At 39.8% G+C, this 12,216-nt stretch carries 13 protein-coding genes; 10 read left to right on the top strand and 3 right to left on the bottom strand.

Going from position 1 to position 12,216, the window contains the following annotated elements:
* Positions 1 to 56: 56 nt before the first annotated feature.
* The 8 genes from ACM0OX_RS08730 to rfbD all read left to right on the top strand — a co-directional run bounded on the left by ACM0OX_RS08730 (position 57) and on the right by rfbD (position 8,796).
* A complete protein-coding gene (locus ACM0OX_RS08730; protein WP_414514525.1) occupies positions 57 to 2,294 on the top strand; it encodes a glycosyltransferase family 39 protein in 2,238 nt (745 codons plus the stop codon).
* A 31-nt stretch (positions 2,295 to 2,325) separates the two neighbouring features.
* A complete protein-coding gene (locus ACM0OX_RS08725) occupies positions 2,326 to 2,694 on the top strand; it encodes an EamA family transporter (protein WP_414514524.1) in 369 nt (122 codons plus the stop codon).
* 128 nt (positions 2,695 to 2,822) lie between these two features.
* Complete coding sequence (locus ACM0OX_RS08720; protein WP_414514523.1) at positions 2,823 to 3,794, top strand: GDP-mannose 4,6-dehydratase; 972 nt, start codon at positions 2,823 to 2,825, stop codon at positions 3,792 to 3,794.
* Between the two features lie 8 nt (positions 3,795 to 3,802).
* Entirely contained in the window at positions 3,803 to 4,963 is a 1,161-nt protein-coding gene (locus ACM0OX_RS08715) for a glycosyltransferase family 4 protein (RefSeq protein WP_414514522.1), read from the top strand.
* Positions 4,963 to 6,057: a glycosyltransferase family 4 protein gene (locus tag ACM0OX_RS08710; RefSeq protein ID WP_414514521.1), complete on the top strand. Its 1,095-nt coding sequence runs from the start codon at positions 4,963 to 4,965 to the stop codon at positions 6,055 to 6,057. The genes ACM0OX_RS08715 and ACM0OX_RS08710 overlap by 1 nt, the downstream gene beginning before the upstream one ends.
* 91 nt (positions 6,058 to 6,148) lie before the next feature.
* Complete coding sequence (locus tag ACM0OX_RS08705; protein ID WP_414514520.1) at positions 6,149 to 7,225, top strand: glucose-1-phosphate thymidylyltransferase; 1,077 nt, start codon at positions 6,149 to 6,151, stop codon at positions 7,223 to 7,225.
* Positions 7,226 to 7,339: 114 nt separating this feature from the next.
* Complete coding sequence (gene rfbC / locus ACM0OX_RS08700) at positions 7,340 to 7,885, top strand: dTDP-4-dehydrorhamnose 3,5-epimerase (RefSeq protein WP_414514519.1); 546 nt, start codon at positions 7,340 to 7,342, stop codon at positions 7,883 to 7,885.
* A 20-nt stretch (positions 7,886 to 7,905) separates the two neighbouring features.
* Positions 7,906 to 8,796 (top strand): dTDP-4-dehydrorhamnose reductase, encoded by an 891-nt coding sequence (rfbD, locus tag ACM0OX_RS08695; RefSeq protein WP_414514518.1) that lies wholly within the window; start codon positions 7,906 to 7,908, stop codon positions 8,794 to 8,796.
* A gap of 190 nt (positions 8,797 to 8,986) precedes the next feature.
* Here rfbD and ACM0OX_RS08690 read toward each other — a convergent pair whose 3' ends face one another.
* Positions 8,987 to 9,727, bottom strand: coding sequence for a 2-phosphosulfolactate phosphatase family protein (locus tag ACM0OX_RS08690; protein ID WP_414514517.1), 741 nt, complete (start codon positions 9,725 to 9,727; stop codon positions 8,987 to 8,989).
* Positions 9,728 to 10,060: 333 nt separating this feature from the next.
* Between ACM0OX_RS08690 and ACM0OX_RS08685 the strand changes: the two genes are divergently transcribed.
* Complete coding sequence (locus tag ACM0OX_RS08685) at positions 10,061 to 10,480, top strand: BlaI/MecI/CopY family transcriptional regulator (RefSeq protein WP_099102645.1); 420 nt, start codon at positions 10,061 to 10,063, stop codon at positions 10,478 to 10,480.
* Positions 10,480 to 11,319 (top strand): M56 family metallopeptidase, encoded by an 840-nt coding sequence (locus tag ACM0OX_RS08680; RefSeq protein ID WP_414514544.1) that lies wholly within the window; start codon positions 10,480 to 10,482, stop codon positions 11,317 to 11,319. Before ACM0OX_RS08685 ends, ACM0OX_RS08680 begins: the two co-directional genes overlap by 1 nt.
* A gap of 492 nt (positions 11,320 to 11,811) precedes the next feature.
* Here the strand turns inward: ACM0OX_RS08680 and ACM0OX_RS08675 are convergent, their stop codons facing one another.
* Together ACM0OX_RS08675 and ACM0OX_RS08670 are read right to left on the bottom strand one after the other, a co-directional pair.
* A complete protein-coding gene (locus ACM0OX_RS08675; RefSeq protein ID WP_414514516.1) occupies positions 11,812 to 11,958 on the bottom strand; it encodes a hypothetical protein in 147 nt (48 codons plus the stop codon).
* Positions 11,959 to 12,003: 45 nt separating this feature from the next.
* The gene (locus tag ACM0OX_RS08670; protein ID WP_414514515.1) at positions 12,004 to 12,210 is read right to left on the bottom strand and encodes a hypothetical protein; all 207 of its coding nucleotides are present in this window, start codon (positions 12,208 to 12,210) and stop codon (positions 12,004 to 12,006) included.
* Positions 12,211 to 12,216: the final 6 nt, after the last annotated feature.

Raw genomic sequence — 12,216 nt, 5'->3', positions numbered from 1 at the left:
ATTCTACTTTTTACAGCGAAATATAATCGTCAAATTACAAATACAAATCGAACCCAGTGCTTACAAAACCCAATTTCAGCAGAATTAATATATCTGAAACTTTATTGCCTATATTGGTATTTTTTGCCTGTACTGTAATTTATCTTGCTAACGGAGTCACACTAAGTTCCACTGATACAGTTCCCAACACTTTATTAGCTTTCAACTTACTGGAAAACAATACTTTCAATTTAGATGCGTTTCGGTCAAGTCGTTTTTGTACTAATAGCTATGTAAATTGCTACTTCTTTGCAGAAGGTAATCATGGTCATTTAAGTTCTATCTATCCGATAGGAACCGCAATTGTCACTTTTCCTTTATATCTGATTTTTTATGCTTATCTGAAGTTGATATCTTTTTACGGTTCAGCATCCCTTGACTTAACATCTGCCAGTTTTGAAATATATAGGGTATTTTTTGAAAAGCTAGCTGCTACTTTAACAACAGCTATTACAGTAGTCATATTTTATCTATCTGTTAGGTTAAAATTTAGTCTAAGTATATCTTTACTTTCTACTTTTATATTTGCATTTGCTACAAATATATGGATGACCAGTTCTCAAGGACTATGGCAACATACTGCATCTAACTTAGCACTTGTAAGCATGATATTTAGTTTGCTAAAAGCTAATCGTGCTTCAGAAAAAAGTCAAAAGATATGGCTATTAATAGCAGGAGTCGCTTGTGGTCTTCTACCTGGTATTCGTCCCACAAGTACTTTATATACAATTGCAGCTATTATTTATTCAATTTTTACCTATCGGTTTCAATCAATTTATTTGTTTTTTGGTTTAGTTTCAGCATTACCAAGTATTGCGTGGAACTTATACTACTTCGATAACTTAACTGGCGGTTACTCGAAAATGTTTCCCAAACCGCCTTATAAGTTTACTTTTAGTAATTTCATCAAGGCATCATTAGGTACTCTGATTAGTCCGAGCCGAGGTTTGCTAGTTTTCTCTCCTATTTTTTTGTATTCTTTGCCTGGAGCTTATCAAGTTTTTAAATTAAAGGCTGGGAAAGATGAAAAGTTAATAGGATGTATGACGATTGCTTCCTTAGCGTTACTTGCTAATTATTTTTTCTATCTAGTTTGGTGGGCTGGGCATTCTTATGGTCCAAGGTTTATGACTGATATGATGCCTGTAGTTTGCTATTTAATTAGTTATTTTTTAGTACACCCTTTTCAGAAGCTAATTCATTTACCAAAAATTTTATATACTAAATCTTTAGTTATTTTTATCGTTATAGTCACCTTTTCAACTTTTACTCAATTTGTGGGAGCTTTTGGGGCTAATCCAGGCTATATGTGGAACGGAGTACCTATAAATGTTGATTCTAATCACTATAGACTTTGGAGTTTCAAAGATAGCCAAATAGAGAGAAATGCTAAAGCTGTGTTTCACCAAATTATTAAACCTTCCATAGATAACCCAGCGTATGCTGAAAATCTAGGTGGAATAATCAAACAAGTGGTAGTAGATGAAAGCAATCAAGCTTTCGGTTCATTAATTTCAGTTAAACCAAGCTCGGAAAAAGTCCTAAAAGCCAAACTTGAAAACACAGGTACATCTAACTGGTTTGGCTATGAATCTGCGCTGAAAAAGGGGGAAGTTCGTGTAAGAGGTAGATTTTATGATGAGCGAAAAAAGGAAATCAGTCAAGTTAGATTTTATGTTTCTGGTACGCCGAAACAACATGAATCAACCGAAGCGATCGCTTCTATTGCTTTCCCTAAAGAACCAGGAATTTACAAGCTTCTATTTGACTTAGTAAGTGAAGAAGTTGGTGTATTTCCTAATTCTAATGGCAAGCCACTCTACGAGCTATATGTCAATGTAGGAGACCAAAAGCCAAAAAACTTTCAACTACCATCCGCGCAAGTTTTCTCACAAGAAATAAAAATTATCAACAATATAAGGACTGTTAAAGTTGCTTCAACATTGAGAATTCCTATTTTTCTCAAAAATAAGAGCAGTTTTGTTTGGTACAATTCAGGGCTTAATCCAACAAACTTCTCCTATCGTTGGCTAGATGCTAGTGGCAAACTAGTAGTTGCAGATGGCGATCGCACGATTTTGCCTTTTGATGTAGCTCCTGAAGAGTCAGTCGCAATTAATGCAGCTATTAAAATACCTACTACACCAGGACAATATACTCTTATTTTAACAATGGTGCAGGAAACGGTTGCTTGGTTTAGCGATAAGCAATCTCCATACCCTAAAATCGATGTAACAGTTACATCAGATTCTTAATTGTTCATTTAGCGAGTGTGAGGAAAATGGTATGAACTTACAAGAATTTGCTTTATTACTAATGTCTGTTGCTACAAGTGTAGGTGGACAATTTTTCTTAAAATTAGGGGCGCTAAAATTGGTAAAGATCAATTCTGCCAATGCCCTAAGTAATATTCTCAGTATTGCTACCACGCCAGAATTATTAACTGGACTAACTTGTTATGGTTTAGGCGCTATTGCATACATTATGCTTCTCACCAGAGTCAATTTAAGTGTTGCCGCTCCATCTATTTCCTTAGTTTATGTTTTCTCAGTACTTTTAGGTTACTTCATTTTTAGGGAAACGATTCCCTTAACTCGGCTTTTAGGTTTGAGTTTTATTGTAGGTGGAGTTATTTTAGTAGTTTGGCAACAATAAAATAACAAATTTTAATTTTGAGTATTTTATGCTTGATTTAAAATAAACTTTTGTAGTTTAACTAATAGTTTGCTATAAGTACTAAAGAACCTTTTAAATTTGAGTTTTTTAAAAGTAGGCTTATAACTGTGACTAAAAAAGCTCTTATTACAGGCTTAACTGGACAAGATGGCTCTTATCTTGCTGAACTACTACTAAGCAAAGGCTATCAAGTCTTCGGCTTAGTCCGCCGCTCAAGTTCCAGTAATCTTGAGCGCGTCAATCACCTTTCTGGCGATATCCAAATCCTTTCTGGTGACCTTTTAGATCAATCCTCTTTAATGGATGTGATTGCCGAAGCTCAACCTGACGAAATTTATAACCTCGCCTCTCAAAGCTATGTTCCTCTTTCTTGGACACAACCTGCTCTCACTGCCGAATATACAGCCCTTGGTGTCTCCCGTATTTTAGAATCTATTCGTCGCTGCAAACCTGATGCCAGATTCTATCAAGCATCTAGTAGTGAAGTGTTCGGTCAACCTGATGAATCACCTCAAGCTGAACGCACTGCCTTTCGTCCGCGGAACCCTTATGGTGTTGCCAAAGCATACGCTCATTGGATGACTGTCAACTATCGAGAGAAATACAACCTTTACAACTGCTGTGGTATTACTTATACTCACGAATCGCCTCGACGTGGGACAGAATTTGTATTTCGCAAAATCACCCATGCAGCTGCTCAAATTAAACTGGGTTTAGCAAATGAACTAAAATTAGGCAACCTAGACGCCCGTCGTGATTGGTGCTACGCCAAGGATGCTGTTTACGCTATGTGGCTGATGTTGCAGCAAGCACAACCTGATGACTATATCATTGCTAGTGGTGAAACTCACTCTGTCAGAGAACTCGTTGAGTGTGCTTTTAAATGTGTTGGTTTAAACTGGCAAGATTATGTCTCAGTTGATCCTGCTTTTTATCGCTCTGATGAACCAGTACAGTTAGTTGGTTCCATTAATAAAATTAAGACGGAGTTAGGTTGGCAGCCTCAGCATTCCTTTGAGCAATTGGTTGAGTTAATGGTTGATTACGATCTAAAAAAATTGAGCACCGGTGGAGCTTAAATATTCTGATGTTAAAAATTGTAGTTGATGCCACCCCAGTGGATTCAAAACCCAGTGGGGTTGGCTTTTATGTTGCTAATTTAATATGCGCTCTTGATGTATTACAAAAAGAGGAAAACTTTCAGTTAGGAGTAGTCTATCAACCAGGGTTAAAAAATTGGCTTCGGGGTAACTTTAGTTTTCCTGAATATTTTAAACATTCTTCTCAACAGTATCTCCTACCTTTACCTGTAAGAATTTCAGATTTATTGTTAGCTTTAGCGTTTAAACCTAGTTTATCTTACTTTGAAAAGTATTTTGGTTCTCCAGATATATTACATGGTACAAATTACTCAGTTTATCCCTGTCAAAATAGTTTCAAGGTAATGAATATATACGATTTGACTTTTATTAAATATCCTCACTATATAGATTCAGTTGTAAAAACATATACAGAAAAGGTAAAGCGATGTTTGCAGTGGACAGATTTAGTTTTAACTATTTCAGAAAGCTCTAAAAAAGATATTATTGAATATTTAAAAGTAGACCCAGAAAAAGTCTATGTCACACCTTTAGCTAGTCGCTACTATCCTAATTATTTGTCGGAGGAAATTACCGAAAGCTTAAAAAAGCAAGCTAATTATGATTTTTCCAAACCATATCTACTTTTTGTCAGCACAATAGAACCAAGAAAAAATATTAATGCTATAATTACAGCCTTTAATTTTTTAAAAGAAAAATACAAAATTGAACATCAATTAATATTGATTGGTAAGAAAGGATGGAATTACGAACCGATATTCGCGGCTATTGAAAATTCACCTTGGAAAAACCAAATTCACCATCTTGATTACTTATCTAATGAATTAGTCGCATTATTTTACTCAAAAGCTGATATTTTCGTTTACCCATCTTATTATGAAGGTTTTGGTCTTCCTGTGTTAGAAGCAATGACGCTAGGCGCTCCAGTCATAACTTCTAATACTTCTTCGATACCAGAAGTTACAGGAGATGCAGCTATATTAATTGATCCCAAAGATTCTATTCAACTAGCTGAAGCTATTCTAAAAGTAATTAGTGATTCTCATTTACGCCAAACATTAGTTAATAAAGGTAAAGAAAGATCGCAATTATTTTCTTGGCAAAAAACAGCTAAAGAAACATTAAAAGCTTATAGAACACTTATTTAATGAAAATAGTCAATAATGCATACTCTAATCAGTTAATTATTAACTTATCGATTCTTTTCTCTCAACCAACAGGCATAAGCAACTATGCTAAAAATCTTTTCCCTGATTTAAAATCGCTTAATCCTACTTTACTCAGCGCTCAAAATTATCCTGAATTTAATTGCTATCCAGTTTCAGAGCATCTGAGTCCTGCTCAAGGTACAAAGGGGCATTTTGACCGACTTGTTTGGACGCAATTTAAACTCCCGGAAATTTATAAACAGCTAAAGTCTCAGTTGTTATTTTCTCCACTCCCGGAAGCACCCCTTTATACCAACTGTCGTTTTGTTGTAATGTATCATGACTCGATACCGTTGCGTTTTCCTAAACGTTTCTCACCGTTGACTCCGTATCATCGTTACTACGTTCCTGAAGTACTTAGGCGATCGCAGCATATCATCTGTAACTCCCAGGCTACAGCTAAGGATATTACTGACTTTTACCAAATTCCAGCTACTAAAATTACTCCTATTCTTCTTGCTCACGATCGCACTCACTTCCATCATCTCAACCTCCCCACCAGCAACTACTTTCTCTACATTGGCCGCCAAGATCCTTACAAAAACATCCAACGACTTATCAGTGCTTTTGCGGCGTTACCTAACTGCAAAGATTATGAACTATGGTTAGTAGGGCCAATTGATTCGCGTTACACCCCGACTTTAAAAGTGCAAGTTGCAGAATTGGGTGTCACTAATCAGGTGAAGTTCCTTGACTATGTTCCTTACAGCGAATTACCAAAAATCATCAATCAAGCGATCGCTCTGGTTTTTCCTAGTCTCTGGGAGGGTTTTGGTTTACCTGTTCTCGAAGCAATGGCTTGTGGTACTCCCGTCATTACCTCCAATCTCTCTTCTTTACCTGAAGTGGCTGGCGATGCAGCGATTGCGATCGATCCCTACAACACTGGAGAAATTACAGAAGCGATGCAGTCTATTGCAACTAATTCGGAATTGCGATCGCGCCTTTCTAGTCAAGGTATCACTCACTCTCAACAATTCAGTTGGGAAAAAACAGGAAAAGCAACCGCCGAGGTGTTATCCCGTTACCTATAAATCAACGCCAGAATTTAAATGCAATGATTTGGGATTTTGTCAAGATTTCAGATTATCTTGACTAATGACTTGTAATTAATCCTACATCCTTATGAAAGCACTAATTCTTTCTGGCGGTAAAGGTACACGCTTGCGTCCTCTTACCTACAGCGGAGCAAAACAACTTGTACCAGTTGCTAACAAACCGGTTTTATGGTACGGCATTGAAGAAATGGTTGCGGCTGGTATTACTGATATTGGCATCATTATCAGTCCAGAAACCGGAGCAGAAGTCCAAGGGAAAACCGGAAATGGAGAAAACTTTGGAGCAAACATCACCTACATCGTACAAGATCAGCCACTTGGACTTGCTCACGCTGTCCAAATCGCTCGTTCTTTTTTAGGAGATTCTCCCTTTGTCATGTACTTGGGAGATAACCTGATTCAACTAGGTGAGTTACGTTACTTTCTGCAACAATTTAGCCAACAACAGCCAGATGCGTTGATTCTCTTACGTTCAGTTGCTAACCCTAGTGCCTTTGGTGTGGCTCAGGTGGATGAAACAGGAAGGGTATTACAGTTAATTGAAAAACCCAAAGTTCCTCCTTCAAATCTGGCATTGGTAGGAGTTTATTTCTTTTCTCACCTCATCTTTGATGCGATCGCAAATATCCAACCTTCCACCAGAGGCGAATTGGAAATCACTGATGCTATTCAATACCTGATTAATCAGGAAAAGCAGGTCGTAGCCCACAATCTCCAAGGCTGGTGGTTAGATACTGGTAAAAAAGATGATTTATTAGAAGCTAATAGATTGATTCTCGATACCTATCTGACAGCATCAGTTGTGGGCGAAATTGATGCTCAAAGTCAGATTATTGGACGAGTCCAAATCGGGGTAAAATCTAAAGTAATTAACTGCACAATTCGGGGGCCAGTAATCATTGGTAGCAATTGTCATTTAGAAAACTGCTTTATTGGCCCTTATAGTAGCATCGCTAACAATGTCACACTCATTGATACTGATTTAGAACACAGCGTTATTTTAGAAGGTGCTAAAATTGCCGGAATTCATCAGCGCATTATTGATAGTGTGATTGGACAAAGGGCACAATTGAATCTTGCACCTCGTCGCCCTAAAGCCTTGCGATTTATGATTGGCGATGACTGTCAAATTGAACTAACGTGATTTACTTATTCAAAACAAAAAAACCACAGTCAAAATCCTAATTCTAATACCTGTAAAATACAAGTATTAAATTATTATCCTAATTAAGACTGTGGCACATTACTTATAATATTAATGAGCATTGTACATACCAAAATTCCCGAAGTTATCCAACTCGAACCCCAAGTATTTGGAGACGATCGCGGTTTCTTTTTTGAAGCTTACAATCATCAAAAATTTGCTCAACAGACAGGTATTGTTACGAACTTTGTCCAAGATAACCACTCTTGTTCTAAACAAAACGTTCTGCGTGGGCTGCACTATCAAATCCAACAACCACAAGGTAAACTCATTCGGGCGATTGTTGGCACGATTTTTGATGTAGCCGTAGACATTAGAAAAAGTTCGCCTACCTTTGGTAAGTGGGTAGGTTATGAACTCAGTGCTAAAAACAAACGTCTACTGTGGATACCACCAGGCTTTGCTCACGGCTTTCTGGCACTTTCAGAAATAGCCGAAGTTCTCTACAAAACTACAGATTATTACGCGCCCCAAAGCGATCGCACAATTCTATGGAACGATCCAGATTTAGCGATAGATTGGCCCCTGAGTGCGCCACCGATTTTATCAACTAAAGACGAAGCTGGTAAATCTTTCAGAACTGCTGAAGTATTTGATTAACTAGTCATTGGTCATGACAAATGACAAAATCAATTTTGCTGATTGGTAGCAAAGGTCAAGTGGGTAAGGAACTACAACAAATACTCTCATTTTATGGCGATATTATCTCAGTAGCACGCCCAACAGTAGACCTTGCCCAACCCGATACCCTCCGCAACGTTATCAGATCCAAGCAGCCGCAAATCATCATTAATGCCGCCGCTTATACTGCTGTAGATAAAGCCGAAAGCGAACCCGAACTTGCTACCGCTATTAATGCGACTGCACCCCTCATTCTTGCCCAAGAAAGCCAAAAATTAGGAGCTTTTTTAATTCATATTTCGACTGATTACGTTTTTGATGGTAATAGCTGTAGCCCTTACCACGAAACCGATGTGACTAATCCCTTGAGTGTCTATGGTAAAACCAAACTCGCTGGAGAAGAAGCTATTCGGGAAACTTGCGCCCATCATCTCATTCTCCGCACTGCTTGGGTTTATGGAACCTTTGGCAAAAGTAACTTTGTCAAAACCATGCTGCGACTAGGTGCAGAACGTCAAGAACTCCGTGTTGTCGCCGATCAAATTGGTAGCCCGACTTGGGCACAAGATATAGCGGCAGTTATAGCCCAGACAATTCCCCAGTTAACGCCAGAAATTAGTGGCACTTATCACTACACTAATAGCGGCGTTGCTAGCTGGTATGATTTTGCCGTCGCTATTTTTGAAGAAGCCCAACAACTAGGCTTCCCTTTGAAAGTTGAACGTATTGTCCCCATTACAACTGCCGAATATCCCACACCAGCCCGTCGCCCTGCTTATTCTGTCCTTGCTTGTGGAAAAATTGCGGCAATTTTAGGGACTTATCCCCCCCATTGGCGACAAAGACTTCGGCAAATGCTCACAGATTTTAAAATTGGGCATGAAGATTAGGTGATAGGGGAAAGGTGACAGAGGAGAGGTGACAGGTGACAGGTGACAGGGGAGAGGTGACAGGTGACAGGGGAGAGGTGACAGGTGACAGGTGACAGGGGAGAGGTGACAGGTGACAGGTGACAGGTGACAGGTGACAGGTAATAGAAAATAATCTATACCCTGTAACCTGTAACCTGTACCCTATTCCCTATTTCTTTTGACTTTTTAATACTCCCGTTTCATGTTGTATGGGCAAGACATCTAAAATATCAGTTTGGGAACAATATTTTAAATCTTCGTGACAGTCAAGGCGTAACAATCGTTGACCGTGACTAGCTTGGTGAAGTAATCCTAATAAGTTATCTTGCCACTGAGAGTAAAGAGCGATCGCACCAACTACTTCATCATTCCCAGCGAGTTCTTCTGGTGACAGCTTGGTTTGTTGCAAAATACTATGAGCGATCGCACCTGCACAAACTGTATCCTCTAAGGAATAACTGCCTTCCCAACCGGAACCGACAATCCATACTGTCTCTGGTTGCTTCTCTAGAAGAAATTGCACCACCGCCGCCCGGTTAATCAAGGCTGCTGCTAATACATTTGGGGAGTCTTGTACCCTTTGTAAAGCACGAGTGCCATTTGTGGTACTGATAAACAAACGCCGCCCTTCCACTAATTCTGGTGTGCAGTCGAGGGGAGAGTTTCCCAACTCAAAGCCAGCTACTTTCGCGCCGCCGCGTTCTCCAGCCCGCAGCCGTTTTTCAGAGGGCCATTTTTCGCTAACTTCAATTAACTGATCTAAATCGCTGAATACTTGTACAGCTTCGCCTCCAGATGCCAAGACAGTCGCTATTGTGCTAGTCGCTCGCAAAACATCGACTGCGATCGCACATTCTGGCGCTTTATCCGTTGGAGTCAATTCAGGAGTGTGGTATACGAATAACTTCACGGGCTGGATACACCTGTTTTAATACTACTGCCGCAAATAACATTCTACCTAGTTGGTGTCACTAACTATAGTCACAATTATTCGCAAACAATTTTTTAGCATCAAATATGCACGATGTAACCAATTCAATACAAAAATATTCAAAAAGTCTATTTTTATGCTTTTAGACTTTCATATTTGCTGCACTATCCTGTAATCTAAAACAAGAACAGATTTTCTAAAGCTGTATTTGGCATTCCAAGTTAGCACCACTACGCATCCTGACTAAATACTTGGCCAAATAGAAACTAAAATTTTTACCTCCACTCCGCTCATCCCAAATCGAAAATCGCTATGGCACCTTTACCCGACTACCGCCCTAAACAACTATCTTTAGGCCCGTTGGAAGCGGAAATTTTAAATATTATCTGGGAACTTGGTTCAGCCACAGTCAAGGATGTACACGATCGCATTCTCGCCGATCCCAACCGCGAATTAGCGTATACTTCTGTCACCACCGTTTTGCGTCGCCTCACTGATAAAGGTTGGCTGGCCTGCGACAAAAAGGAGCGGGCATTTTATTGGCGGCCAATGCTGAGTAAGCAGCAATCAGATGTGATCAAAGCTCACGAGCAATTACAACGATTTTTGGCGGTGGGGAATCCCGATGTTGTTGCTGCCTTTGCTGATAGTCTGGATGAAGCAGCTAGCGAGCAAATAGCAGCGATCGCCAAACGTATTCAATCTGCACGCCAAGCCAGGGAGGAACAATGATGCATCTGATAATGATTTTGAATGCTTTGGCAGTTGCCTGGTGGTTAAGATCCGCTGGGAAGCAACCCCAAGGCAATTGGAATCTGCGATGGCAGCGATCGCTATTTTTGTTTCTCTTCCCGCCCTTGCTAATATTCATGACTGCGATCGCTGTGCTGTTTATGGGGCCTCAAGGGCAAATGGGCGGCATGTATACAGGCTCAATTAGCTATTTACTAGCATTAATTTATTTGGCATTTTTTGCCATTTCATGTATTAAACTTGCCTTCCAGGGTTGGCAGTCTGTAGAATCTGCCCGTAACTGTCCTTTAGTGAATGTTGGCGATAGACGAGCCAGACTGCTGCAAACAGGCGCGTTGTTTGCAGGTCAAATCGGTTTTTGGCAACCAGAATTAGTGGTTAGCCAAGGATTAGTGCAAACTCTCTCACCTGCTCATTTAGAAAGCGTCTTAGCCCATGAGCAAGGGCATCACCATTACAGGGATACATTCTGGTTTTTCTGGCTGGGTTGGGTGCGTTCTTGCACTGCATGGTTGCCAAATACAGAGCCTTTGTGGGAAGAACTTTTAGCTTTGCGCGAACTCCGTGCCGATGGTTATGCAGCATTGCAGGTAGATCCTCTGGTGCTAGCAGAATCACTTTTATTAGTAGTTAGTAGCGGCCCCGTCTTATCGGAAATTTGCTGTGCTGCATTAGGTTCTTCTGGTGCAGATCGCTTAGAACAAAGAGTAGAAGCTCTATTAGCACCACCAGAACCAGCCCCAGAAGCTCAATTACAATCCTGGCATGGCTTTCTGTTGGCGTTCCTGCCTCTACTGACTGTGATATTTCATAGTTAAGTTGAATTTAGCAAGCTATTACAGCACTAAATCGTGATGTTTTTAACGAGAATTATGATGTTTCTAACCAAAACGGATTCTTTGTAACGAAAATCAGATTGTTTGTAACGAAATTATTGTGTTTGTAACAAAAATCAGATTGTTTGTAACAGAAATTGTAGTGTTGGTAACGAAAATCGTAGCGTTGGTAATGAAAACGTAGTGTTTGTAACAAATATCGCGATCAGAACAAATTAACAAGCAGTAATTACGAATTACGAATTACGAATTACGAATTACGAATTACGCTTATTCTTCTTCTAGCAACTGTTCTATATATTTTTGTACTAAAGGCACTTGAAAAGCATTGCCTTCTGGAGTCAAGATTTCTTTTCGCGTTAGTTTGCGAATAACACCTTTATCTTGCGGTGTGGGAGTTTCCCCGTAGATTATCCGGCGTAGGAGAGAGCGTAGGCGTAGCCCGTCGTAGACATCGCTATCTGCTAAACTCCTTCATAATTGCCGAAAATACTGATCGCCTCGCTCAAGCACAACAGTCTTCCAACAATTTTTCAGACTGCGTTTTTGCCATCCTTGAACGTGACTTAGTAAACCTTCAGCTACAGCCTCATACAAAACCGTTTCAGTTTGGCAATCCACGCCCTGTAACGGTAGGTAATTACCACGTAACTATTGCTTTAATATTCACTGCTGCCAAGTCAGAACAAAATAATGCAGCAACAAAGATTTACCAATCTGCTTCTCACCAACTATATTAATACTTGTAGGCTGATCGCCCTGCATCCGAGATGTGATCGCGTGTAATTCATCTTTACGACCGACAAACAGCCTGGGATCTTCAATCATCCCCGCAGCCACAAAAGGATTAGAAGGCAGCGCTCCAGAAGTCATGTAAAG

It is taken from the genome of Nostoc sp. PCC 9305 (genome assembly GCF_963920915.1).
In the GTDB taxonomy this organism is placed as follows: domain Bacteria; phylum Cyanobacteriota; class Cyanobacteriia; order Cyanobacteriales; family Nostocaceae; genus Nostoc.
The sequence above is the reverse complement of the archived record's forward strand: the minus strand, read 5'-3'. Positions and strand labels throughout refer to the sequence as shown.